Below are 22,317 nucleotides of genomic sequence, written 5' to 3'. Positions count from 1 at the left end.
CGTGGGACGGGAAGGGGCCGGGCGTGGGGAACTTCTTGGCAGGCAAGGTCGTCGCCGTCACGGGTGCCGGGCGGGGCATCGGCCGCGCGGTCGCGCTCGCGGCGGCGGCCGAGGGGGCGAAGGTCGTCGTCAACGACTACGGCGTCTCGGTCGACGGCGCGTCACCGGCGAGCGAGGTCGCCCAGGCCGTGGTCAAGGAGATCGAGGCGGCGGGCGGCGAGGCGGTGGCCGTCGCCGACGACATCTCCACGATGGCCGGCGGGCAGCGGGTCGTCGACGTGGCACTGGCGTCGTACGGGCGGCTGGACGGTGTGGTCTGCGTGGCCGGGATCCTGCGCGAGCGGATGCTGTTCAACATGACCGAGGAGGAGTGGGACCCGGTCGTCGCGACCCACCTGAAGGGCACCTTCACGGTGTTCCGGGCGGCCTCCGCGGTGATGCGCAAGCAGCGGGCCGGGACGCTGATCGGCTTCACCAGCGGCAACCACCAGGGGTCCGTCTCACAGGCCAACTACAGCGCCGCCAAGGGCGGGATCATCTCGCTGGTGCGCAGCGCCGCGCTCGGGCTGCACAAGTACGGGGTGACCGCGAACGCGGTGGCGCCGGTCGCGCGGACCAGGATGTCGGCCGGGGTGCCGATGGAACTGGCCGAGATCGGGGAGCCGGAGGACGTCGCCGCGCTGGTGGTGTACCTGCTGTCCGACGCCGCCTCCCGGCAGGGGATCACCGGGCAGGTGTACACGGTGGCCGGGGCGAAGATCGCGGTGTGGGCGCAGCCGCGGGAGCTGCGGGCGGCGTACGCCTCCGGCGGGTGGACGGTGGAACGGATCGCGGAGTTTCTGCCCGGGTCGGTGGGGGTGGATCCGATGCCGTTGCTGGAGCGGGTGCGGGAGATGGAGAGGGCGGCGGCTGAGGGGGAGCGGCCCAACGCCCAGTAGGTCGGGGGGCGGGGTGGTTCGGCGGGTGCGGGTGGAGTGTGGTCGTTCGCGCAGTTCCCCGCGCCCCTGAGGGGGCTGCCCCGCTGACCGTGTGCATGGACCGGGCCAATCTAAGGCGGTCGAGCGTGGAGTTCGGGTTCGGGCAAGAGGATGAGGACTTTCGCGCCGAGGTGCGCGACTGGTTGACGGCGTATGCCAAGGACGCTGCCGACCGCCGCACTTGGGAACGCACCCTCGGTGCCGCCGGGTGGATCGGGCTCGGGTGGGGGGAGGACGGGTACGGGAATCGCAGGGCCACCCTCACCCAGCAGGTCGTCTGGGCCGAGGAGTACGCGCGGTCGGGGGCGCCGCCGCGCTCCGGGCACATCGGGGAGAACCTGCTCGCCCCCACGCTCCTCGCCCACGGCACCGACGAGCAGAAGTCGCGGTTCCTGCCGCCGATCGCCGCAGGCGAGGAGCTCTGGTGCCAGGGTTACAGCGAACCCGGTGCCGGATCGGACCTGGCCGGGATCCGTACGGCGGCCGTGCGCGAGCCGGACGGCCGTACGTACCGCGTCACCGGGCAGAAGATCTGGACGTCGCTCGCGCACGAGGCGGACTGGTGTTTCGTACTGGCCAGGACCGAACCCGGCTCGGCACGGCACCACGGGCTGACCTTCCTCCTCGTCCCCATGGACCAGCCCGGCCGGATCGAGGTCCGCCCCATCCGCCAGCTGACGGGCACCAGCGACTTCAACGAGGTCTTCCTCGACGGCGCGCACGCCGAGCACGTCGTCGGCGGCGAGGGTGACGGCTGGCGCGTCGCGATGAGCCTGCTCGGTTTCGAACGCGGGGTGTCCACGCTGGCCCAGCAGATCGGGTTCGCCGAGGAACTGGCGGGCGTGGTGCGCGCGGCCGTCGCGTCGGGCGTGGTGCACGACCCCGTCGTACGGGAACGGCTCGTGCGGCAGTGGGCCGAGCTGCGGACGATGCGCTGGAACGCCCTGCGCACGCTGGGGGGTTCCGGTGACGCGGGTGCCCCGAGCGTGGCCAAGCTGCTGTGGGCCGGCTGGCACCAGCGGCTCGGGGAGCTGGCGGTGCTGGTGCGGGGCGCGGGGGCGGCCGTGGGCCCCGGCGACTGGTCGGCCTCCGAGCCGTATGAACTGGACGCCTCCCAGCACCTGTTTCTCTTCTCCCGGGCCGACACGATCTACGGCGGCTCGGACCAGATCCAGCGCACGATCATCGCCGAGCGGGTGCTCGGCCTGCCCAGGGAGCCCAAGGGGGCCGTGTGATGCGAGGCGTGATCTTCGACGGGAGGCACATCCGGGTCGTGACGGACCTGGAGGTGCGCGAGCCGGGGCCGGGCGAGGTGCGGGTCGCGATCTCGGCGGCCGGGCTGTGCCACAGCGATCTGTCGGTGGTGGACGGGACCATACCGTTCCCCGTGCCTGTGGTGCTGGGCCATGAGGGGGCCGGGGTCGTGGAGGCGGTGGGTGGGGGCGTCACCCATGTCGCGCCCGGTGACCATGTGGCGCTGTCCACCCTGGCGAACTGCGGCACGTGCGCCGAGTGCGACCGGGGCCGGCCGACCATGTGCCGGCAGGCCATCGGACGCCCCGGCCGACCGTTCCGCCACGACGGATCGCCGGTGCACCAGTTCGCGTCCAACTCGGCGTTCGCCGAGCGCACCGTCGTCCAGGCCGTCCAGGCCGTCCGGATCCCCGACGACATCCCGCTGACGTCGGCGGCGCTCATCGGGTGCGGGGTGCTGACCGGGGTGGGCGCCGTACTGAACCGGGCACGGGTGGACCGCGGCGACAGCGTCCTGGTCATCGGGACGGGCGGCATCGGCCTGAACGTGCTTCAGGGGGCCCGGCTTGCGGGCGCCGGGCGGATCGTGGCCGTCGACGCCAACCCGGCGAAGGAGGAGGCGGCACGCCGGTTCGGCGCGACCGACTTCCTGACGTCCACCGAGGGGGTGCGCGAGCTGCTGCCCACCGGCGCGGACCACGCCTTCGAGTGCGTCGGCCGCGTGGAGCTGATCCGGCAGGCGATCGACGCCCTGGACCGGCACGGCCAGGCGATCCTGCTCGGGGTCCCGCCCGCCACGGCCGAGGCGTCCTTCCGGGTCTCCTCGATGTACCTCGACAAGTCCATCCTGGGCTGCCGTTACGGCTCCTCCCGACCCCAGCGGGACATCGCCCTGTACGCCGGGCTGTACCGCCAGGGGCGCCTCCTGCTCGACGAACTGGTCAGCCGGACCTACCCGGTCGAGGACTTCGAGAAGGCGGCGGCGGACGCGGAGGCGGGGCGGGTGGCACGGGCGGTGCTCACCTTCTGAGGGCGGCGGCGGTCTCCTTCTCCGCCCGGAAGGTGCGCCGGTAGGCGGTGGGCGTGACGCCGAGGGCCGCCTGGAGGTGCTGGCGCATCGACTGGGCCGTGCCGAAGCCCGCCTCCCGCGCCACCTGCTCGACGGAGCGGTCGGTGGACTCCAGGAGGTGCCGGGCCCGCTCCACGCGCTGCTGGGTGAGCCACTGGCCGGGGCTGACGCCGGTCTCCTCACGGAAACGGCGGGTGAAGGTGCGCACCGACATGGACTCCTGCGCCGCCATGTCACGCAGCTGGATCGGCTCGTGGAGACGGCCCAGGGCCCAGGCCCGGGCCGAGGTCGTGGTCGCCTGCTGCGGGTCGGGCACGGGCCGGTGGATGTACTGCGCCTGACCGCCGTCGCGGTGCGGCGGTACGACCGTGCGGCGGGCCACGTCGTTGGCGACCGCCGTGCCGTGGTCGCGGCGCACCATGTGCAGGCACAGGTCGATGCCGGCCGCGACACCGGCGGAGGTCAGGACGTCGCCGTCGTCGATGAACAGGACGTCCGGATCGACCTGGATGTGCGGGAAGAGCCGCTGGAAGCGGTCGGCGTCGGCCCAGTGCGTCGTGGCGGGCCGGCCGTCGAGGAGACCGGCGGCGGCGAGGACGTAGACGCCGGTGCAGATCGAGGCGAGCCGGGTGCCGGGGCGGATGTGGTCGAGGGCGGCGGCCAGTTCGCCGGTGAGCACGCCCTCCTCGAAGACCGGGCCGAGTTCGTACGACGCCGGGACGATCACGGTGTCGGCGGTGGCCAGGGCCTCGGGGCCGTGCTCGACCTGGACGGCGAAGTCGGCGTCGGTCCGCACCGGGCCCGGCGGGCGGATCGAGCAGGTGACGACGTCGTACAGCGGCCGCCCCCGGGCGTCCCGGGGGCGGCCGAAGATGCGGTGCGGGATGCCCAGCTCGAAGGGGAGCAGGCCGTCGAGGGCGAGGACGACGACCCGGTGCGGGCGGAACTCCGGCTCACGGCGCATGGCCTGATCCTAACGAATGCTGTCCTTCGGGCCACTCGATGGAGCGAGCCGCAGGTCGGAAGCTCTATGCCGTGACCCGGACAACCGATGCGGCGGCCGTCCAGCAGCCGCCGAAGCCGACTCGTGTGCGCGTGCACCGCGCCTGGTTCGTCGCCGCCGTCACCTTCGTGACGATCATCGGCGCCGCCGCCTTCCGTTCCGTGCCGGGCCTGCTCATCGACCCGTTGCATGACGAGTTCGACTGGTCGCGCGGCACGATCGGCGCCGCTGTCTCGGTGAATCTCGCGCTGTACGGCCTGACGGCCCCGTTCGCGGCGGCCCTGATGGACCGCTTCGGCATCCGCCGGGTCGTCGCGGTCGCCCTCACCGTGATCGCGGCCGGCTCCTGGCTCACGGTGTGGATGACCGCGGCCTGGCAGCTGATGCTGTGCTGGGGCCTGCTGGTCGGTCTCGGCTCCGGCTCCATGGCGCTGGCCTTCGCGGCGACCGTCACCAACCGCTGGTTCACCGAACGGCGCGGCCTGGTCAGCGGCATCCTCACCGCCGCCTCGGCCTCCGGCCAGCTGATCTTCCTGCCCCTGCTGTCCTGGATCATCGACCGCTACGACTGGCGCCCGGCCGCCGTGACGGTCGCCCTCGCCGCCCTCGCGGTCGTGCCGTTCGTGTGGCTCCTGCTGCACGACCACCCGGCGGACGTGGGCCAGAAGCCGTACGGTGCCGCCGAGTTCGTGCCGAAGCCGCCGCCCGTCCCCGGCGCCGCCCGCCGGGCCGTGACCGTCCTGCTCTCGGCCGTGCGCACCGGCCCGTTCTGGCTGCTCGCCGGCACCTTCGCGATCTGCGGCGCCTCCACCAACGGCCTGATCCAGACCCACTTCATCCCAGCGGCCCACGACCACCACATGCCCGTCCAGGCCGCCGCCTCCCTGCTCGCGGTCATCGGCGTCTTCGACGTCGTCGGCACGATCGCCTCGGGCTGGTTCACGGACCGCTTCGAGCCGCGCCGCCTGCTGGCGGTGTACTACGCGCTGCGGGGCGTGTCGCTGATGTTCCTCCCGCTCCTGCTGGGCCCCGTGGTCCACCCGCCGATGATCTTCTTCATCGTCTTCTACGGCCTCGACTGGGTCGCCACCGTCCCGCCCACCCTCGCCCTGTGCCGCGAGCACTACGGCGAGGACAGCGCGATCGTCTTCGGCTGGGTCCTCGCCTCCCACCAGGTCGGCGCCGCCCTCGTCGCCTTCCTGGGCGGCGTCGCCCGCGACACGTTCGGCACGTACGACGTGGTCTGGTACGCGTCGGGGGCGCTGTGCGCTGCGGCGGCGCTGATGGCGCTGGTGATCCGGCGGAGGGCGGGGGGCGAGCCGGTCGCGGCCTGAACGGGCCGGTCTTCCGGGCTTCAGGCCTCGATCCGCCGCGCGCGGCTCGCCCGGGCGGCGTTGCGGATCCTCTTCGTCCGGCCGCTCTCGGCGAGGACATCGAGGGCATCGGGGCTCGACCCGGCCGCGGTCTTGAGCTGGAGCCAGTCCGACGACACGAGCAAATCCTCTGACCGCCAGGGCAGTTGAAGGGAGACCGATCGAAACAGGGACCACTCCTGGAGGCGCCGGACCAGGAAAGGCCGTCCGGTCACCACCCGGCCCACGGCCGCTGCCCACTCCTCCCAGGCGGGTTTTGGCCACAGCTGTGCGGCCCGGCGGTCGAGGTGCCGCACCACGGCAGCCTCGGCCATGACGCGGTCCGGGTCGGCGAGGACAGCGCCGACCAGCTCCATCTCGTCCGTGTCGGCGACCTGTTCCAGCTCGCCCAGGCAGGCGGCGAAGCGGGCGTGCTCGGCGGGTTCCTGCGGGCCGTCCTCGGTGGTCATGGCTCCTGCCTCCCTGGTCCGACGCGACGCTCCGCCCGGTCGGCCCATTGTGAGCTCGACCTTGTTCCGCCCGCTGGCACTCCGAGCCCGGGCTGCCCCTGCCCGCCGGGTCGTCGCCGACGACCGGATGCGGGCCGCCGTCGCCCACCGGCTGGCCTGTGAGGGCACCGGGCTGCTGTGGCGGCTGGCGGCCGACCGTGGCGTGAGCCCTACGGGCGGGCCGGCCGGGTGAAGCGCCCCCGGTGGAAGAGCAGCGGTTCGGACGGATCGTCCGCCGTGCCGAGGGCGTTCACCCGGCCGACCACGATGAGGTGGTCACCGCCGGTGTGGACGGCGTGGATCGCGCAGTCGATCCACGCAACGGCGCCCGTCAGCCGGGGCGAGCCCGACACCGGCGCGGCGTCGTGGGCCACGCCCGCGAACTTGTCCGCGCCGCTCACCGCGAAAGCGCGGCACAACTCGCCCTGGCCCGCGCCCAGGACGTTCACGCAGAACACCCCCGCCCGCGCGATCCGCGGCCACGTCGACGACGTACGGCCGACCATGAAGGCCACCAGGGGCGGGGTGAGGGAAAGGGACGTGAAGGACTGGCAGGCGAAGCCGGCGGGGGAGTCACCGTCGGCGGTGGGTGGTGCCGTGATGACCGTCACGCCCGTCGCGAAGGCGCCGAGGACGCGTCGGAACTCAGCCGGGTCGAGTGGTGCGCGCTCGTCCTCGGCGACGCAGCGCAGATCGGGGCGCGGCAGCGCTTCGACGGGCTCCGGGGCGGGTGTGCGGTTCGACCTGAGGTAGCGGACGGCGGCTTCCGCCATCCCTGCTTGTCCCATCACATCCGCCATTGAAGCTGACGGCTCGTCAGATAGGAAGGGTCAGCGTCCCTCGAACTCCGCGCTCCGCCGTTCCACGAAGCTCCGTACGCCCTCCCGTGCGTCCGCCGTCGTCATGTTGATCTCCTGCGCGGCTGCCTCGGCGGCGAAGGCGGCGGCGCGGTCGGTGTCGAGGGAGGCGTTGACGAGCTGCTTGGTCAGGGCGAGGGCGCGGGTGGGGCCGGAGGCGAGACGCTCGGCCCACACGCGTGCCGTCCTCTCCAGCTCCTCGTCGCGGACGACCCGGTTGACGAGCCCGAGGCGTTCGGCTTCCGCTGCGCTGAGCGCGTCGCCGAAGAACATCAGCTCCTTCGCGCGCTGCGGGCCGATGAGGCGGGGCAGGAGATAGGCGCCGCCGCCGTCGGGGACCAGTCCGCGGCGTGCGAACACCTCGATGAAGCGGGCGGATTCGCCCGCGAGGACCAGATCGCAGGCGAACGCCAGATGCGCGCCGAGGCCGGCCGCCGTGCCGTTCACCGCCGCGATCACCGGCTTCTCACAGTCGAGCACGGCGCCGATCAGCCGCTGGGCGCCGGTGCGGAGGGTGCGGGCGACATCGCCCGCGAGGCGTTCGCCGGATGTCCCGGCGCCCCTGAGGTCCGCTCCGGCGCAGAAGCCGCGGCCCGTCCCCGTGATCACGACGGCTCGTACGCCGGGGGCCGCCGACGCCTCGGACAGCAGCCGGACGATCTCGTCCCGCTGGTCCGGCGTGAGGGCGTTGAGCGACTCGGGCCGATTGAGGGTGAGGGAGAGGACATGGCCGGCCGTCGCGTACAGAACGGCCGGCATCAGCGGCACACCGCCAGCGCGTCCAGCGCCACCGCGCCCTGCCCCTGCGGCAGCACCATCAGCGGGTTGATGTCCAACTCGGCGAGCTGGTCGCTCAGTTCCAGGGCCATGCGCTGCACGCGCAGGACGACCTCGACCAGCGCGTCCAGATCCGCCGCCGGGCGCCCCCGGACACCGTCGAGCAGGGCCCGCCCGCGCAGCCCGGCGAGCATGTCCCGCGCCTGCTCCTCCCCGAAGGGCGGCACCCCGACGGCGGTGTCGCGCAGCACCTCGACGAGCACGCCGCCGAGTCCGACGGTCACGGTCGGTCCGAACAGGTCGTCGTGGGCGACACCGACGACCATCTCGACGCCCTGCTCCACCATCTGGCAGACCAGGACGCCGTCCAGGGCGACGTCCTCGTAGCGGGCGATGTCGGTCAGCTCCCGGTAGGCGTCGCGGACCTGGCTGGCCGAGGTCAACCCGATCTTCACCAGGCCCAGTTCGCTCTTGTGGGCGATCCGGGCCCCGGAGGCCTTCATCACCACCGGGTAGCCCACGAGCCCGGCCGCGCGGACGGCCGCTGCCGCGCTGGTCACCAGCTGCTCGCGCGGTACGCGTATGCCGTACGCCCGCAGCAGCTGCTTCGCCGCGTGCTCGCTCAGCTGCCGGCCGGGCTGCATCAGGGCCTGCGCCTTGCGGTAGGACGGCGACGGGGTGCGCGGGGCCTCGTCGAAGGGGGAGCGGTAGCCGGTCGTGAAGCGGTGGTGGGCGAGGTAGGCGCGGACGGCGGTGAGGCAGTTGCCGACCGTGCGGAACGTGGCCACGCGGGAGGAGCCGAGCAGGACCTCGCGGTAGGCGGGCTCGGTGCCGACCGGCGAGCCCCACACCACGCAGACCAGCTTGTCGGTCTGCTCGGCCGCGTCCACCAGGTCCCGGACGAGCCGGTCGCTGAGCGGCGGGAACGGGCCGGTGACCGGGCAGATCAGCACGCCCACCGTGGGGTCGGCGAGGATCGCGTCGATGATCTTCCGGCCGCGCTCGTCGCCCACCGGATGCCCGCCGTTGTCGACCGGGTTGGCGACGCTCAGGTACTCGGGTATCCACTGGTGCAGCTCGGCCTGCCTGGCCTGGGACAGTACCGGCAGGCTCAGACCGGCGGCGGTCGCCAGGTCGGCGACGTGCGCGCCCGTGCCGCCCGAGATCGAGTAGACGACGACCCCGTCCGCGCGCGGCGGCCGGGCCCGGGCCAGCAGGGCGGCCGTGTCCTGGAGTTCGTCCAGCCCGTCGACCCGGATCACGCCGTACTGGCGCAGCGCCGCGTCCACCACGGCGTCCGCGCCGGTGAGTTTGCCGGTGTGGGAGGCGGCCGTGCGGGCGCCGGTCTCGGTACGGCCCACCTTGACGGCCACGACCGGGACTCCACGCCGGGCGGCGCGGTCGGCGGCGAGCAGGAAGGAACGGCCGTCCTTCAGCCCTTCCAGGTAACAGGCGATGGCGCCGACCTCGGGCTGCTCGGCGAACCAGGAGAGGAAGTCGGCGCTGTCGAGGTCGGCCTCGTTGCCGGTGGGGGCCCAGTGGGAGAGGCGGATGCCGAGCTCCTGCAGGGCGAAGACCGGGCGTCCCTGGTGGCCGGACTGGGTGATCAGCGCGATCGCCGGCCCCTCCAGGTCGTCGCGGAACCGCTCGAAGGCGTTGAGGTTGGTGTTGGGCCCCAGCAGCCGCAGCCCCGACCGCTCGACGGCGGCGGCAAGGCGCCGCTGGGCGGCCTCGCCCTCCGGCCCGGTCTCGGCGAACCCGGACGCGAAGACGACCGCGAACCGCGTCTTGGCCTCGGCCAGTTCCTCGATCACCGGGAGGGGGTCGCCGACCAGCACCACGGCCAGATCGACCTGTTCGGGCAGGCCGGCGACGGACGGGGAGCAGGGGATGCCGAAGACGGAGGGCCGGCTGGGGTGTACCGGGTGGAGCCGGGCACCGACGCGCTCCGCCCAGTCGGCGAGCTGCCGCGTGATGCCGGTGTTGGGGCGGCCTTCGGCGTCCGAGGCGCCGATCACGGCGACGGACCGGGGGCGGAAGAAGCGGTCCAGGTCGGGTACGCCGGCGTGCAGCGGGCGTCCGCTGACGTCCAGGTCGCCGTCCTGGGCGGGCCTGCCGTGCACGACGGGCCCGGACCGCTCCCCGCAGGCGATGGCCCGGGTCCGGCGGGAGTCGGTGGTGAGGGTGCCGTGGGTCGATCCAAGCATCGTTTCCGCCCGCTCCTGTGAGACAGCCGCTAACTGACGCTCTGTCAGATTACTGAACTGATGCGGCGTCAGGAACTGGGCGGAACGAGCGAAGTTGTACGGAGGTCCGGCCGGGCGGGGCGGGTTCGTCAGCCCGGCAGCCGGGACACGCTCCCCGGGCCGGACCGCGCGACGGCCTTGGCGATCTTCACCGCGTCGAGTGCCATTTCACGGAGGTTGCCGCTGATCGGGTTGGTGAAGCCGGTGAAGTACAGGCCGGGAGCGGTGTGCGGGGTGCGGGCGCCGTGGACGACGGGCCTGCCGCGGTCGTCGAGCACGTCGAGGTGACCGACCAGGCCCTCCAGGGCGCGGACGTAGCCGGTGGCGGCGATCACCACGTCCGGGGAGATCCGGGTGCCGTCGGCCAGGGCGATCTTGCCGCCGTCCTCGAAACCGTCCACGGCGGCCACGATCTCCACCCTGCCCTTGCGCACGGCGTCGATCAGGCCGACGTCCTGCACCGGGACGGCCCCCTCCTTCACCCGCGTGTACAGCCCGGTGTCCGGACGCGGCAGCCCGTGGGCCGACAGATCGGGCAGGGCCACCCTGGCCTGCACCCGGGAGATCCGGTCGACCAGGCCGACCGGCAGCCGGCGGACCAGGACGCCGCTGTACTGGGCGGCCCAGCCGGCGGTGGAACGGCGCACGATGTGGGGGACGGTGCGCACGGCGAGCCGGACCCGGGAGGCGCCGCTCTCCACCAGGTCGACGGCGATCTCGGCGCCGGTGTTGCCGACCCCGGCGACGAGGACGTCCCGGCCGGCGTAGGGCGTGCCGTTGCGGTAGTCGCGGGCGTGCAGGAACTCGCCGGTGAACGCGGACCGGCCGGGCCAGTCCGGCACGCGCGGGGTGTGGTTGCAGCCGGTGGCGACGACGACCGCCGCGCCGGTCAGTTCCCGGCCGCCGGTGGCGTGCAGCAGCCAGCCCGTGCCGTCGGGGGTGCGCTCGACGCGGGACACCTCGACGCCGGTGACGATTTCGAGGCGGTGGTGCTCGGCGTACTTCTCCAGGTACCGCACCACGTCGTCCCGGGACACCCACCGGCCGAACCGGCGCGGCATCGGCAGCCCGGGCAGGGCCGAGAGGCGTCGGGTGGTGTGCAGGTGCAGCCGGTCGTAGTGACGGCGCCACGACGCCCCGACCCGGTCGGACTTCTCCAGGACGACGGCCCGTATGCCCCGGGCGCGCAGCGCGTACGCGACGGAGAGCCCTCCGGGGCCGCCGCCGATGACGTAGACGGGGCGGTCGGGCGGAGGCTGCGCGGAGGTGTGTGTGGGGGGTGTGGAGTCGGCCATGAGCGGGAGCGTAATCACGGGACCGGATGATGGGTCTCGGTCAAGACCGGAATTGGTTCCGGATTGATCACGACTGTAGAAGGACGGGGCGGAGCCGGTGGCATGGCGGGCCTGATGGTGGCGATTCGGTGATCCTGCCTCCCCGACCGCGCCCTGGCGAGGGAACACCCGGTCTTGGCCGGGCCGGTTCTCGCTCAGAAACGCTGGTGCCGCGGATGCGGCCGGAGCGGTGGGTCTCGTCGGACCTCGGTCAGGTGCGAGGAGCCCTCCGGGGTGACAATCGGGGGATGTCAACGGATCTTCATGAGCTGCTGAGGTCACTGCGGGTCTGGGACCCGGAGGTCACGCGACTGCCCTCCTTCGACCCGACGACCGCCCCCGCCGCCCCGCTGCCCCTCTTCACCGAGTGGTTCGCGGCGGCGGTGGCGGCCGGGCAGACCGAGCCGCACACCATGTCGCTGGCGACCTCCGACGAGTCCGGCCGGCCCGACGTACGCATCGTCATGCTGCACGGCGCCGACGAAACCGGTTGGTTCTTCGCGTCCCACGCCGGCAGCCGCAAGGGCCGCCACCTCATCGCCCGCCCCTGCGCCGCGCTCGGCTTCTACTGGCCGGTCCTGGGCCGGCAGGTACGGGTCCGCGGCCCGGTGTCGGCAGCCCCGTCCGAGGAGGCCCAGGGTGACCTCCACGCCCGCTCGACGGGCGCGCTGGCCGCGGCACTGACCGGCCGCCAGAGCGAAATCCTGGGCTCCGTGGAGGAGCTGGCACGGGCCTCGGAGTCGGCGTGGGAACGGGCCCGGAATGAGCCGGAGGCTCCCGTACCGTCCTGGACCCTGTACCGACTGCGGCCGCAGGAGGTGGAGTTCTTCCAGGGAGACGAGGCACGGCGGCACGTACGGCTCCGCTATCGGAGCACGGAGGCAGGGTGGGCACGGGAACTGCTGTGGCCGTGACCGGACCTGGGGCCGCGAGCGCCCGTGAGCCGTCGGAGGATGATGCGGCGATCAAGTCGACGAGCCCGGCAGTGTTCTGATCCTCCGACGCGGGAAGCCCCCTGGTCACTGGGGCGAGATCAAGCGGGCGCGGACCACCCCGTGAAGTCGTACACCGCGAAGTCCGCCACCGGCAGGTACCCGATCCGCTGGTACAGGCCGTTGCTGGTCGGGTTCGACAGGTCCGTGAAGAGGAGCACCTCCTGCGCTCCGGAGGCCAGGGCGGCGCGGCTGACCTCGGCCGTGGCGGCGCCCGCGTAGCCGCGGCCGCGCAGGTGGGGCGGGGTGTAGACCGAGGCGACGCGCACCTGGCCGGCGATCTCGGGCGTCGTGCCGGCCATGGCCACGGGCGTGCCGTCCGGCGTCTCCCAGAAGGTGATGCCGCCGTCCGCGATACGGGCGTCCGCCCATGCGGCGGCGTCCCGGAAGCTGCCCTCGCCGACGGCGGCGACGAACTCGTCGTGCCAGCGGCAGAGTTGGTCGCGGTCTGCCTCGACGGCGATGCGGGGCCCACCGGGCGGTACGGGACGGGGCACGGTCAGGGTGCCGAGCCGGTAGAGCCGCTGACGCTGTCGGAGCGTGGCCGCGGCGCCCGTGTGCCGCTGCCAGGCCTCGGAGAAGGCGGCGGCGGTGTCGCGGTCGGCGTGCACGCCGGGCAGGCGGTGGCCGAGGGCGGCCAGTCGTGCGGCCAGCGCCTCGGCCTCCTCGGCGGTCAGGGCGGTGAGGTTCATCCGGTGCGGTGGTGTGCGGAAGACCGTCGCCCGGACCAGGCCGTCCCGTTCCAGTACGCCGAACTCCGGCACGCTGTCGCCGTAGATGTGCGGGCCGCGTCTGCGCAGGTTGTCCGTGACCGTCAACGGGACGGTGTGCAGAGCCGGCTGGGCTTGGAGGAAGGCGCCGGCCCGGGTCAGGAAACCGTCGAGGTCGTGGGTGAGGCGCCAGTGGCCGGTGTCCGTGTCCATGCCTCATGATGCCGTCGGCCTCCGTCCCGGCGCCTCCCCATTAGCGGCCCCCTCGGCTCACTTGCCGCCGTCCTCGGCGAGGGTGTGGGCGACGAGCGCGTTGGCGTGGCCGTGCCCGAGGCCGTGCTCGGACTTGAGCCAGTTGACGAGCTCCAGGTGCCGGGTCAGCGGCGAGGAGCGGATGAGGGCCTGCCAGTCTGCGATCGGCCGGCCGTACTTCTTCTCGATGGAGGGGAAGTAGCTCGCGGGGCCCTTCGCGGGTGCGGTCATCTCGGTGGTCCCTTCGCTGTTGTCGCCGGTTATGACCGGGGCGACGGGACCGACTGATCGCCCGCATCGAGTGACCTGCGCCACACTCCTGCCCGGCTCCAGGCCTCACGGACCCGCCGGGTCCGGGTCCGTGGCCAGGCGGGCGTGCAGGTGGGCGTCCCGGAACGCGTCGTGGCGGTCCTCCTGGAAAATCGCCCCGCGCAACGTGCCCTCGTACGCGAAGCCGCACCGCTCGGCGATCCGGCACGACACCTCGTGCCCCACCGCGTGATCCAGCTCCAGGCGGTGCAGCCCGAGTTCCGTGAGGGCCCAGCGGGCGGCGAGCAGGAGGGCCCGGGTGGCCACGCCCTGGCCACGGGCCTCGGGCAGGACCCAGTAGCCGACGCGGGCGACCCTCAGGTGGTACCTGATCTCATTGACCCCGATGTGCCCCAGTGCCGTGTCGTTGCGCGCGTCCGCGACCCGGAACGACAGCGATGTACCCTCCGTGGCGCTCTGCTCCCGCGCCAGCAGCGACTCCCGGGCACTCCTGCGGTCCGTGACCGGCCGCAGCGGGGTGTTCCAGCGCCGGAACTCGGAGTCCCGCATCCCACGCAGCCAGGCGTCGACGTCGGAGCCGGACCCGGCGTCCCAGGGACGCAGGCGCAGTCCGTGGCCGTTCAGTTCCGGGTGGGGGCCGGTCGGGGAGTGGTCACGTATGGGGGCCATGAGGTCATTCAAGCGCGTGGGGCAGCGCCGTTCACCTGCCGGCCGCGCCGGGCAGGAGCCGGAAGACCGGGATCCCCTGCCGGAACCCCACCCGCAGCTGCGCTCCGGCCGACGGTTCCCCCGGGCCGACGATCTCCGTCATCATCCGCGGCCCCTCGGCCAGATCGACCACGGCGGCGACGTAGGGGAGGCGCTCGGTGAAGGGCGGCAGGTCGTTACGGTGGACGACGGACCAGGTGTAGAGCGTGGCCCGGCCGCTCGCCGGCTCCCAGGTGACGTCCTCGCTCCAGCAGTGCGGGCAGAACTCGCGCGGGTAGTGGTGGGCCCGGTCGCAGGCCCCGCAGCGGCGGATCAACAGCCGGCCCTCGGCGGCGGCTTCCCAGTACGTCCGGGTGAAGGCGTCGGGCTCGGGCAGGCTGTGGCGGGCGGTCATCAGAACAGCCCCAGCGCTGCGTCCAGCGACCACGTCTGCCAGGACATCCCGAACAGCCCGACCAGTGACATCAGCGCCATCATCGAGTTCTGCCCCTGCTCGGCGACCTCGTGGATCATCAGCGTGAAGTAGAGGGCGTTGAGGAGGAACCCGCCCGCGAGGGCGACCGGGGTGAGGAAGCCGGTGATCAGGCCCAGCCCGAGGGCGAGTTCGGCGTGGACGACGACGTACGCCATCGCGCGCGGGTGGGGCGCGACGACCGTGTCGAATCCCGAACGTACGGCGCTCCAGCGGTGCTCGGCGGCTATCCCCGCCGCCCACGTGATGCCGGTGCCCCGTTGGAACCAGGCCTTGCGGTCCTTGTGCCGCCAGCTCTCCAGCCACCACAGCCCGAGCCCGATCCGCAGCACGGCCAGCCATTCCGCCCCGGTGAGCCAGATCGTGTCCATGCCCATGCTCCCGCATCGCCGCCGACACCGAATTTGACGGTACGTCAGATTCGGCTGCCGCAACAAGCCCGCGAAGGCGCGAGCCCGGACCCCGGTGGCACTCCTCGCGTGCGGTGGATCTCACGACAAGACCGCCACCTCCTGCGAGGCAGCGGTCGGTCGGGCGTCGTTCCCGCTCCGGGCCAGGCCGCTCGGAGAACGGACCTCAGCGTGCGTCGCCGCCCTCGCCGTCGCCGTACCGGACGTGGTCGTCGAGACGCATCCGGCCGTCCGTCGGCGGGGCCGTCAGCTGCGGCAGCAGGTGCGCGGTGAGCAGCGTGGTCAGGGCCGAGGTGTCGGTTCCCGTGCCGTCCGTGCGGACGACCACCGGCTGCGGGGCCTTTCCGGCGAGCTGGGCGCCCACGTCCAGGCGCCGACGGGCCAGTTCGTACTGGAGCACCGCCCGGTTGTCCCGGTAGGCCTTGGCCAGGGCCCGCTGGGCGCGGGCCTCGTTCTCGGCGGCGATGAGGCCGCTGCGCCCCCGCGTCTCGATCTCGAACCGGACGCGCTGCGCCTGGGTCTCCTGCTGCTCCAGCAGCTGGGCGACCTGCTCGCGCGCCCTGTTCAGCGCGGCCTTCACCTCGACGATCCGGGCGTCGCGGACCTTCTTGGCGCGCTCGATGTCCATGCCCAGGCTGTCGATGCGGCGCTTGCGGATCAGGCCCCATTCCTGGTCGTAGGCGGTGCGCTCCTTGGAGACCCGCTCGCGGGTGGCCAGGTGCTGCTGGTACTGCGTGGGCAGCTGGACGTCCGGGATGTTGGAGCCGGTGATGCGCACGCCGTAGCCGGACAGCTGGCGGTTGAGCAGTTCCTGCATGTCGGCGACGTCCGAGCCGCGCAGGTCGTACGCGCGCTCGGTGCGCATCTTGCGGGCCCGTTGCCGGATCGCGTCCTGCACCGCGCTGGACAGCACCAGGTCGAAGTTGCCCGCGCCGATGGTGCGGACGAACAGCACCGCGTCGGTGATGCGGAACTTCAGGAAGAACTCGATGGACCGCAGCGGCACGTTCTCCTGCGTCGGACAGGCCATCACGGGCGCCGAGTACGGGATCTCGGTGGCCGTGTCGACGACGAAGTCGACGCGTGACCACGGGTGCCACAGGTAGTGCCGGCCGGCGTCCAGGGTGCGGGTGACGGCGCCGTAGCGGGTCAGCACGCCGTGGGTGCCCTGCTCGATCTCGACGATCGACGAACGCCACCACCACAGGCCGCCGACCAGCAGCATGACCACGCCGGCGACGTAGCACAGGGTGCCCAGCGTGCCGTAGGCGAGATCGGCGGCGCCCTCGGAGTCCGCCTCGCGCAGCGACAGCATCACGCCGGCCAGCAGGGCGTACACGCCGAGCCAGAGCGGCAGCATCCACCACAGGCGGCGGCGGTGGCGCGGGATGATGACCGGGATCAGCGTGTCGGCCTCGCCGCCGCGCAGCAGGCGGGCGATGTCGTTCCAGGGGGCCACCGCCTCGGCGATGACCGAGCGGCGGCTCATACGGGCGGTGCTCACTGCTGGTCCTCCTCTGACACGGCGGACGGGTCCTCCGCGGCGTGCGGTGCCGCACTCGCGGCACCGGGTTCATCCGGTGCGCCGGTCTCACCGGGCATCTGCGGCACGGTGGGCCGCTCGGCGGCCAGCAGGGCGCCGATCTCGTCCTGGCGGGCGGCGATGCGCTCGGACACCTCCCCCAGACGGGCCCGGACGGCCGCCATGTCCTCGTCCGTGAACAGTTCCGCGCCGCGCTCGCCGACCAGTTCCCGGGCCAGTTCGAGGAAGTCGATCCCGGCGCCGCCGACGCCGTCCGCGCCGCCCCCGCCGATGCGCACCAGGCGCGGCAGGTGGTCGGCGACCTGCTCCAAGGTGTCCAGTACCTGCTGCTGGTAGCGGTACTCGAGGATCTCGGGCGCCTCGGCCGCGGTGACCGCGCGGATGTCGAGGGCCTGCGCCTCCAGCAGCGCCGCGTTGGCCTTCGCCTCCGACTCGGCCTGCACGTAACGCTGGCGGGCCGTCGCCTCGGCGCGGTTGGTCTCCCGCTCCACGGCGGTGTCCATCTGGGCCTGGTACTGGGCGATGTCGGCCTGGATCGCCGAGAGGGTCTCGTGACTGGAGGCGAGCTCCCTGGTCAGGTCGCCCTCGTCCTGCTGCTTGCGGAGCTGGAGGGCGTACTCGTGGGTGTACGCCTCCTTGGCCACGCGGACCATCTCGGGTGCGGCCAGGTCCATCCGGTAGCGCCGGTCGGACGGCTCGGCGTGCGTGATGTTGGCGTTGGTCAGCTCCACCGCGGGCCGGAACTGCTGGTTGAGCTGCTCCAGCAGGCGGCCGGTGTCCTCGCCGACCATGTCGTAGATACCGGCGGCCTCCTGCTCGTAGATCAGGCTGCGGATGGTCTCGCTGACGGCGTTGCTCAGCTTCTCCTCGAAGCCGCGCACCGCGCCCAGCGTGTAGACGAACTCCACCGGGTCACTGATCCGGAACTGGATGAACAGGTCGATGGACGCCTTGACGCCGCCCTTGGTGGGGGCCTCGCGCACGGGCGCGTTGAACGGGTACTCGCGGGTGGTGTTGACGATGTACGACACCCGCTTCCAGGGGCTCAGCAGGGTGACGCGGCCGGGGCCGACGACCTTCTCCAGCTTGCCGAACCGGGTGATCAGCGCCTGGCTGCCCTCCGGCACCATCACCAGGCCCTGCCGCCACCACACGAAGAACACGGCGAGCAGCGCGATGATCCAGTAGTGCAGCCCGAACAGCGGGTTGGTGAGCGGTCCGTCGCCCACCGCCGACACGACCGTGGTGCCCACGGCGCCCAGCACCAGCAGCGACAGCACCGGGAGCATGGACAGGAAGGAGCGGCCCTTGGGCATCACCATCGGGCAGATGGCGTGCACCGGTTCGCCCTGCTCGTGCATTTGCTCACTGCGGCCGAGGGCTTCCCCGGCCTCGTCCAGCGGCACCGTCTTCTGCCGCATGACGGTGGCGATGGACCCGCCCTGTTCCCGGGCCGCCGGGAAGTCGGCCGGGTCCATGCCCTCGCTCTCGGTCTCGTACTGCTCGTCGTCGCCGTCCTGGGAGCCCGCGTAACGCGTGTTCCTTTCCTGGCCGCCGGTGCTGCCGAATCCGGTGCGGCGGCGCAATTCCTCCTGCGCCGCGGCTCGCGGATCGGTGCCGGATGCGACGGCCTCGGCGACGTTCCGTAGGCTCTGCGCCCGCGTTCGTGCCACGGCTCCCCCTTCGGTTGTGGTGCTTGTCGTGCTGCTCGGGTGTCCCGTGTGTCCTGTGTGCTTCAGGTCATCCCACACGACGGTTTCCGGCAAGGGTAGGGGGTGCACCCTGCAGGGTTACCGCTTGGTAATTGCCGGGATGCACCCCTTACGCCTGGGGAAAGCGATGTCTTTCAGGCCGGGACCGGCAGGCGCGCCGAGCGGCCGCACGCAAGGGCCCCTCCCCGAGTCCCCTCACCCCGCCCCCAGCACCACCGTCCCCGACGAGCAGAACCAGCCCCCCGTCCCCGACGCCACCGCCAGTCGCGGCGGCGAGCCGTCGCTGCGCCGTACCTGGCGCTCCCCGCAGTCTCCGCGCACCTGCCGCACCGCCTCCACCAGCAGGAACAGCCCCCGCATCCCGGGATGCTGCGCCGACAGCCCGCCCCCGTCCGTGTTGACCGGCAGCTCACCGCCTTCGACCCGCAACCGCCCCTTCTCCACGAACGCCCCGCCCTCGCCCTTCGCGCAGAAGCCGAGGTCCTCCAGCGTCACCAGCGTCATGTAGGTGAACGCGTCGTAGATCTCGGCCACGTCGATCTCCGACGGCCGCACCCCCGCCCGTTCGAATGCCAGCCGCCCGCTCACCGCCGCGGGCGACACCGTGAAGTCCGGCCACTCGGACATCGCCGCGTGCGAGACGCACTCCCCGGACCCCAGGACCCACACCGGTGGCGTACGGCAGTCCCCTACGTACTCCTCCGCCACCAGCAGCACCGCCGCCCCGCCGTCGGACCGCACGCAGCAGTGCAGCTTGGTGAAGGGGTCCGCGATCATGGGCCCGGCCAGGACGTCGTCGACCGTGACCGGGGTGCGGAACATCGCCTCCGGGTTGAGGGCCGCGTTGGCCCGGGCCTGCACCGCCACCTCCGCCAGCTGCTCGATCGTCGTGCCGTACTCGATCATGTGGCGGCGCGCCGCCATGGCGTACTTGGCGATCAGGGTGTGACCGTAGGGGACTTCGAACTGCAGGGGGCCCCGCGTGCCGAACGACAGGGTCCCGGTGCGGCGGCCCGCGCGGACGTCGGCGCGGGCCGTCGAGCCGTAGACGAGCAGCACCGCGCGGGCGTGCCCGGCCGCGATCGCGTCCGCCGCGTGGGCCGCCATGACCTCCCAGGTGGAGCCGCCCACGGAGGTGGAGTCGACCCAGGTGGGGCGCAGGCCCAGGTACGCGGCGACCTCGACGGGCGCCAGGGTGCCGAGGCCCGCCGAGGCGAAGCCGTCGACGAGCGTACGGTCCAGGCCCGCGTCCGCCAGGGCGCGGCGGGCCGCCTGGGCGTGCAGGGCGTACGGCGTCGCGTCGTCCACGCGGCCGCAGTCCGAGAGGGCCGCGCCGACGACGGCCACTTTCCTCCGGGCCACCATGCATCTGACGGTACATCAGATTCGGGTGGGCCCGGCAGGGCTCTGGGCTTCCCTGTTCCGCCGCCCTAATATGACGGACCGTCAGATGCGAAGAGAGGTGCGGAGAGAGGTGCCCCATGGACGCCCGCTTCACCGACGAACAGGACGAGATCCGCCGCACCCTGCGAGGCCTGCTCGACAAGCGGTGCGGTCCACAAGAGCTGCGGGCCGCCGTCGACACCCCGGCCGGACACGACCGGGCCCTGTGGACCGCCCTCGCCGGGCACCTGGGGCTGCCCGGACTGGCGCTCCCCGAGACCTGCGGCGGAGTCGGCGGCACGGTGACCGAACTGGCCCTGGCCTGCGAGGAGACGGGCCGGGCCCTCGCCCCGACCCCCCTGCTGGCCACCGCCGTCCTCACCGCCCCGCTGCTGCTCGCCCTCGGCACCGGAGCCCAGCGCACCGGGCTCCTGCCGCGTATCGCCTCCGGCGGACTCACCGCCACCCTCGCCGTACCGGGGCCCGCACTCGCCACCGCCCTCGCGCTCACCGGCCACGACCGGCGCGGGCAGTGGGCCGGCGGGGGACGGGCCGGGGGCGTACAGGCCCGGCGGACCGGGGCCGGCTGGCAGGTGTACGGGCAGGTCGACCAGGTGCTCGACGGGCACAGTGCCGAGCTGCTCGTGGTCGCCGCGCACACCGGCGGTTTCGCCCGATCGCGCGTGCTGCTCTTCCTCGTGCGCGGGGACGCCGCCGGCCTCACCCGCGTACGGCAGACCGCCCTGGACGCCACCCGCCCGCAGGGGCGGATCCAACTGCGCGACACACCGGCGGAGTTGCTGGGTGACGAAGCCGCCGACGCCCTCCCCGCCCTGGCCCGGCTCGGTGACACCGCCGCCGCCTGCCTCGCCGCCGAGGCCGTGGGGGCCGCCGGCCGGGTGCTGGAGCGGACCGTCGAGTACGTGGGGCAGCGCGAGCAGTTCGGCAGGCCGGTCGGCTCCTTCCAGGCGGTCAAACACCGGCTGGCCGACGCCTACGTCCAGGTCCAGGCGGCCCGGTCGGCGGCGTACTACGCGGCCTGGGCCGCCGCGGCCCCGGCCCCCGGGGCACAGACGGCCGGCCCTCTCGCCCTCGCCCAGGCGCTCGAAGCACTGCGCCGCGCCGCCGCCGAGGGGATCCAGCTGCACGGCGGCATCGGATTCACCTGGGAGCACGAGGCTCACCTGTACTTCAAGCGTGCCGCGGGCGACGAGCTGCTGTTCGGGCCGGTGCACCGGCTGCGGGCACACGCGGCCGACGCGGCACACGTATTCGAGGAGGCCGGCACATGAGGGGTGCGCGTGTGGTGCAGAAGGTGTCGTCGACCAGAGGCTTCGCGCGGGTGGCGCCGCACGTGGTGCCCGCCCTCGACCGGGCCGTCCACCGGCTCACCCGGGGAAAGGTGCTGCTCAGCGCGCACCTGCTCCCCGGTGTGGTGCTGACCTCCACCGGGGCGCGGAGCGGACTGCCCCGTCGTACGCCCCTGGCCTGCATGCCTCAGGACGGCGGGCGCTGCTGGATCCTCGTCGGGTCCAACTTCGGACGGCCGGGGCATCCCGCCTGGAGCCACAACCTGCTCGCGCACCCCGACGCGGAGATCAGCTGGAAGGGCCGGGACGTCGCGGTCACGGCCCGGCTGCTGGCGGGGGAGGAGCGGGCGGCGGCATGGCGGGCGCTGCTGGCGTTCTGGCCGCCGTACGCGGCGTACCAGGCGCGGGTGGAACGGGAGATCCGGGTGTTCCGGCTCGTGCCCAGGCAGAAAAGCGCGACAGGCGGCGGTCCACCTGCGTGAACCACCGCCTGCCAGACAGGACTCGGATGCGTGAGAGGCCGATGCGCCGCGCTATTTCGCCGGCTTCCGGCCGGTGACGCCCAAGTGCACCAACAGGGCGAGGTTCGGTTTCAGTTCGGCCTGCTTCACGCCCCAGGAGGAGAAGCCCTTCTGGTGGGAGGCGACGGCCGCGAGCATCGCGACGAGCGAACCGGCGACGGCCGCCGGGTTCACGTCCTTGTCGACCCTGCCCTTGGCCTGGAGCTCGGCGACGGCGTCCGCGAGGGAGTTGTTCACCGAGTTGAGGATCTTCATGCGGAGTTTGTAGAAACGCTTGTCGCCCTCGGCGGCGCCGAGATCGACGACCCGGAGGATCGCGTCGTTCTTGCGCCAGAACTCCAGGAAGCCGTCGACGAGTTCCTGCGCCGTCTGCCAGCCGGCCTTGCCGGCCCAGGAGCGGCCCTCCAGGAGCTCCGTCAACGCGGCGCCCTCGGTGGCCATTTGCTCGGCGATCTCCAGGACGGCGCCTTCGACGTCCGGGAAGTACTGGTAGAAGGTCGCGGGCGAAGTGCCCGCCTTCCGGGCGACATCGATGACTTTGACGTCCCGGTACGGGGAGGAGCTGAGCATCTCGCTGAGGCAGTCGAGCAGCTTCTGCCGGGTCGCCTGCCCACGCCTGCCGGCCACGCGGCCGTCGACGGTACGCACTTGTCCTG

Annotated in this window: 23 protein-coding genes; 8 read left to right on the top strand and 15 right to left on the bottom strand. The window is 72.9% G+C overall.

The window, feature by feature from the left end; genetic code table 11:
• The first annotated feature begins 23 nt into the window (after positions 1–23).
• The 3 genes from A4E84_RS17525 to A4E84_RS17515 all read left to right on the top strand — a co-directional run bounded on the left by A4E84_RS17525 (position 24) and on the right by A4E84_RS17515 (position 3,261).
• A complete protein-coding gene (locus A4E84_RS17525; RefSeq protein WP_062927488.1) occupies positions 24–938 on the top strand; it encodes an SDR family NAD(P)-dependent oxidoreductase in 915 nt (304 codons plus the stop codon).
• A gap of 125 nt (positions 939–1,063) precedes the next feature.
• Entirely contained in the window at positions 1,064–2,212 is a 1,149-nt protein-coding gene (locus A4E84_RS17520; RefSeq protein ID WP_062927487.1) for an acyl-CoA dehydrogenase family protein, read from the top strand.
• Complete coding sequence (locus tag A4E84_RS17515) at positions 2,212–3,261, top strand: Zn-dependent alcohol dehydrogenase (protein WP_062927486.1); 1,050 nt, start codon at positions 2,212–2,214, stop codon at positions 3,259–3,261. Before A4E84_RS17520 ends, A4E84_RS17515 begins: the two co-directional genes overlap by 1 nt.
• Here the strand turns inward: A4E84_RS17515 and A4E84_RS17510 are convergent.
• Positions 3,251–4,264, bottom strand: a complete 1,014-nt coding sequence (locus tag A4E84_RS17510) for a GlxA family transcriptional regulator (protein ID WP_062927485.1) — start codon at positions 4,262–4,264, stop codon at positions 3,251–3,253. The genes A4E84_RS17515 and A4E84_RS17510 overlap by 11 nt on opposite strands.
• A gap of 71 nt (positions 4,265–4,335) precedes the next feature.
• Between A4E84_RS17510 and A4E84_RS17505 the strand changes: the two genes are divergently transcribed.
• A complete protein-coding gene (locus A4E84_RS17505) occupies positions 4,336–5,637 on the top strand; it encodes an MFS transporter (RefSeq protein ID WP_062927484.1) in 1,302 nt (433 codons plus the stop codon).
• A gap of 20 nt (positions 5,638–5,657) precedes the next feature.
• Here the strand turns inward: A4E84_RS17505 and A4E84_RS17500 are convergent, their stop codons facing one another.
• Positions 5,658–6,125: a hypothetical protein gene (locus A4E84_RS17500; RefSeq protein WP_062927483.1), complete on the bottom strand. Its 468-nt coding sequence runs from the start codon at positions 6,123–6,125 to the stop codon at positions 5,658–5,660.
• Between the two features lie 49 nt (positions 6,126–6,174).
• Here A4E84_RS17500 and A4E84_RS42935 point away from each other — a divergent pair, with 49 nt between their 5' ends.
• Positions 6,175–6,357 (top strand): hypothetical protein, encoded by a 183-nt coding sequence (locus A4E84_RS42935; RefSeq protein ID WP_159029588.1) that lies wholly within the window; start codon positions 6,175–6,177, stop codon positions 6,355–6,357.
• Here A4E84_RS42935 and A4E84_RS17495 read toward each other — a convergent pair.
• From A4E84_RS17495 to A4E84_RS17480, 4 genes are all read right to left on the bottom strand, one after another.
• Complete coding sequence (locus A4E84_RS17495; RefSeq protein WP_237304944.1) at positions 6,335–6,952, bottom strand: flavin reductase family protein; 618 nt, start codon at positions 6,950–6,952, stop codon at positions 6,335–6,337. The genes A4E84_RS42935 and A4E84_RS17495 overlap by 23 nt on opposite strands.
• Positions 6,953–6,994: 42 nt before the next feature.
• Positions 6,995–7,780, bottom strand: a complete 786-nt coding sequence (locus A4E84_RS17490) for an enoyl-CoA hydratase/isomerase family protein (protein ID WP_062931493.1) — start codon at positions 7,778–7,780, stop codon at positions 6,995–6,997.
• Positions 7,780–10,005 (bottom strand): acetate--CoA ligase family protein, encoded by a 2,226-nt coding sequence (locus A4E84_RS17485; RefSeq protein ID WP_062927481.1) that lies wholly within the window; start codon positions 10,003–10,005, stop codon positions 7,780–7,782. The genes A4E84_RS17490 and A4E84_RS17485 overlap by 1 nt, the downstream gene beginning before the upstream one ends.
• A 128-nt stretch (positions 10,006–10,133) precedes the next feature.
• Positions 10,134–11,339: a flavin-containing monooxygenase gene (locus A4E84_RS17480; protein WP_062927480.1), complete on the bottom strand. Its 1,206-nt coding sequence runs from the start codon at positions 11,337–11,339 to the stop codon at positions 10,134–10,136.
• 287 nt (positions 11,340–11,626) lie between these two features.
• Between A4E84_RS17480 and A4E84_RS17475 the strand changes: the two genes are divergently transcribed.
• Entirely contained in the window at positions 11,627–12,292 is a 666-nt protein-coding gene (locus tag A4E84_RS17475) for a pyridoxine/pyridoxamine 5'-phosphate oxidase (RefSeq protein ID WP_062927479.1), read from the top strand.
• A gap of 119 nt (positions 12,293–12,411) precedes the next feature.
• On the opposite strand, the gene A4E84_RS17470 is transcribed toward A4E84_RS17475, so the two are convergent.
• The 8 genes from A4E84_RS17470 to A4E84_RS17435 all read right to left on the bottom strand — a co-directional run bounded on the left by A4E84_RS17470 (position 12,412) and on the right by A4E84_RS17435 (position 19,812).
• Positions 12,412–13,293, bottom strand: a complete 882-nt coding sequence (locus tag A4E84_RS17470) for a GNAT family N-acetyltransferase (protein WP_062927478.1) — start codon at positions 13,291–13,293, stop codon at positions 12,412–12,414.
• Between the two features lie 57 nt (positions 13,294–13,350).
• The gene (locus A4E84_RS17465; protein WP_062927477.1) at positions 13,351–13,563 is read right to left on the bottom strand and encodes a DUF4287 domain-containing protein; all 213 of its coding nucleotides are present in this window, start codon (positions 13,561–13,563) and stop codon (positions 13,351–13,353) included.
• Positions 13,564–13,668: 105 nt separating this feature from the next.
• Entirely contained in the window at positions 13,669–14,271 is a 603-nt protein-coding gene (locus A4E84_RS17460) for a GNAT family N-acetyltransferase (protein WP_062927476.1), read from the bottom strand.
• A gap of 31 nt (positions 14,272–14,302) precedes the next feature.
• Entirely contained in the window at positions 14,303–14,704 is a 402-nt protein-coding gene (locus A4E84_RS17455; protein ID WP_062927475.1) for a Zn-ribbon domain-containing OB-fold protein, read from the bottom strand.
• Positions 14,704–15,153, bottom strand: coding sequence for a hypothetical protein (locus A4E84_RS17450; protein WP_062927474.1), 450 nt, complete (start codon positions 15,151–15,153; stop codon positions 14,704–14,706). The genes A4E84_RS17455 and A4E84_RS17450 overlap by 1 nt, the downstream gene beginning before the upstream one ends.
• A 205-nt stretch (positions 15,154–15,358) precedes the next feature.
• On the bottom strand, positions 15,359–16,696 hold the full coding sequence (locus A4E84_RS17445) for an SPFH domain-containing protein (protein ID WP_237304943.1): 1,338 nt from the start codon (positions 16,694–16,696) through the stop codon (positions 15,359–15,361).
• Positions 16,693–18,408 (bottom strand): SPFH domain-containing protein, encoded by a 1,716-nt coding sequence (locus A4E84_RS17440; RefSeq protein ID WP_062927473.1) that lies wholly within the window; start codon positions 18,406–18,408, stop codon positions 16,693–16,695. The genes A4E84_RS17445 and A4E84_RS17440 overlap by 4 nt, the downstream gene beginning before the upstream one ends.
• 234 nt (positions 18,409–18,642) lie before the next feature.
• Complete coding sequence (locus A4E84_RS17435; protein WP_062927472.1) at positions 18,643–19,812, bottom strand: thiolase C-terminal domain-containing protein; 1,170 nt, start codon at positions 19,810–19,812, stop codon at positions 18,643–18,645.
• 116 nt (positions 19,813–19,928) lie between these two features.
• On the opposite strand from A4E84_RS17435, the gene A4E84_RS17430 reads away from it, so the two are divergent.
• Both A4E84_RS17430 and A4E84_RS17425 read left to right on the top strand, forming a co-directional pair.
• On the top strand, positions 19,929–21,122 hold the full coding sequence (locus A4E84_RS17430; RefSeq protein WP_062927471.1) for an acyl-CoA dehydrogenase family protein: 1,194 nt from the start codon (positions 19,929–19,931) through the stop codon (positions 21,120–21,122).
• Complete coding sequence (locus A4E84_RS17425; protein ID WP_062927470.1) at positions 21,119–21,622, top strand: nitroreductase family deazaflavin-dependent oxidoreductase; 504 nt, start codon at positions 21,119–21,121, stop codon at positions 21,620–21,622. Before A4E84_RS17430 ends, A4E84_RS17425 begins: the two co-directional genes overlap by 4 nt.
• Before the next feature lie 51 nt (positions 21,623–21,673).
• Here A4E84_RS17425 and A4E84_RS17420 read toward each other — a convergent pair whose 3' ends face one another.
• Positions 21,674–22,309 carry a TetR family transcriptional regulator gene (locus A4E84_RS17420; RefSeq protein WP_062927469.1) on the bottom strand — a complete coding sequence of 212 codons (636 nt, stop codon included), beginning with the start codon at positions 22,307–22,309 and terminating at the stop codon, positions 21,674–21,676.
• Positions 22,310–22,317 lie beyond the last annotated feature (8 nt).

Source organism: Streptomyces qaidamensis (assembly GCF_001611795.1).
In the GTDB taxonomy this organism is placed as follows: Bacteria; Actinomycetota; Actinomycetes; order Streptomycetales; family Streptomycetaceae; genus Streptomyces; species Streptomyces qaidamensis.
Note: the sequence above shows the minus strand (reverse complement) of the source record. Positions and strands in the feature narration are given on the sequence as shown.

Excerpts from the sequence above, each read along its gene's own strand:
- A4E84_RS17510 (WP_062927485.1), bottom strand. The coding sequence starts at position 4,264 with ATGCGCCGTGAGCCGGAGTTCCGCCCGCACCGGGTCGTCGTCCTCGCC.
- A4E84_RS17495 (WP_237304944.1), bottom strand. The coding sequence starts at position 6,952 with ATGGGACAAGCAGGGATGGCGGAAGCCGCCGTCCGCTACCTCAGGTCG.
- A4E84_RS17485 (WP_062927481.1), bottom strand. The coding sequence starts at position 10,005 with ATGCTTGGATCGACCCACGGCACCCTCACCACCGACTCCCGCCGGACC.
- A4E84_RS17480 (WP_062927480.1), bottom strand. The coding sequence starts at position 11,339 with ATGGCCGACTCCACACCCCCCACACACACCTCCGCGCAGCCTCCGCCC.
- A4E84_RS17500 (WP_062927483.1), bottom strand. The coding sequence starts at position 6,125 with ATGACCACCGAGGACGGCCCGCAGGAACCCGCCGAGCACGCCCGCTTC.
- A4E84_RS17515 (WP_062927486.1), top strand. The coding sequence starts at position 2,212 with ATGCGAGGCGTGATCTTCGACGGGAGGCACATCCGGGTCGTGACGGAC.
- A4E84_RS17460 (WP_062927476.1), bottom strand. The coding sequence starts at position 14,271 with ATGGCCCCCATACGTGACCACTCCCCGACCGGCCCCCACCCGGAACTG.
- A4E84_RS17450 (WP_062927474.1), bottom strand. The coding sequence starts at position 15,153 with ATGGACACGATCTGGCTCACCGGGGCGGAATGGCTGGCCGTGCTGCGG.
- A4E84_RS17490 (WP_062931493.1), bottom strand. The coding sequence starts at position 7,780 with ATGCCGGCCGTTCTGTACGCGACGGCCGGCCATGTCCTCTCCCTCACC.
- A4E84_RS17435 (WP_062927472.1), bottom strand. The coding sequence starts at position 19,812 with ATGGTGGCCCGGAGGAAAGTGGCCGTCGTCGGCGCGGCCCTCTCGGAC.
- A4E84_RS17430 (WP_062927471.1), top strand. The coding sequence starts at position 19,929 with ATGGACGCCCGCTTCACCGACGAACAGGACGAGATCCGCCGCACCCTG.
- A4E84_RS17475 (WP_062927479.1), top strand. The coding sequence starts at position 11,627 with ATGTCAACGGATCTTCATGAGCTGCTGAGGTCACTGCGGGTCTGGGAC.
- A4E84_RS17455 (WP_062927475.1), bottom strand. The coding sequence starts at position 14,704 with ATGACCGCCCGCCACAGCCTGCCCGAGCCCGACGCCTTCACCCGGACG.
- A4E84_RS17470 (WP_062927478.1), bottom strand. The coding sequence starts at position 13,293 with ATGGACACGGACACCGGCCACTGGCGCCTCACCCACGACCTCGACGGT.
- A4E84_RS17465 (WP_062927477.1), bottom strand. The coding sequence starts at position 13,563 with ATGACCGCACCCGCGAAGGGCCCCGCGAGCTACTTCCCCTCCATCGAG.
- A4E84_RS17425 (WP_062927470.1), top strand. The coding sequence starts at position 21,119 with ATGAGGGGTGCGCGTGTGGTGCAGAAGGTGTCGTCGACCAGAGGCTTC.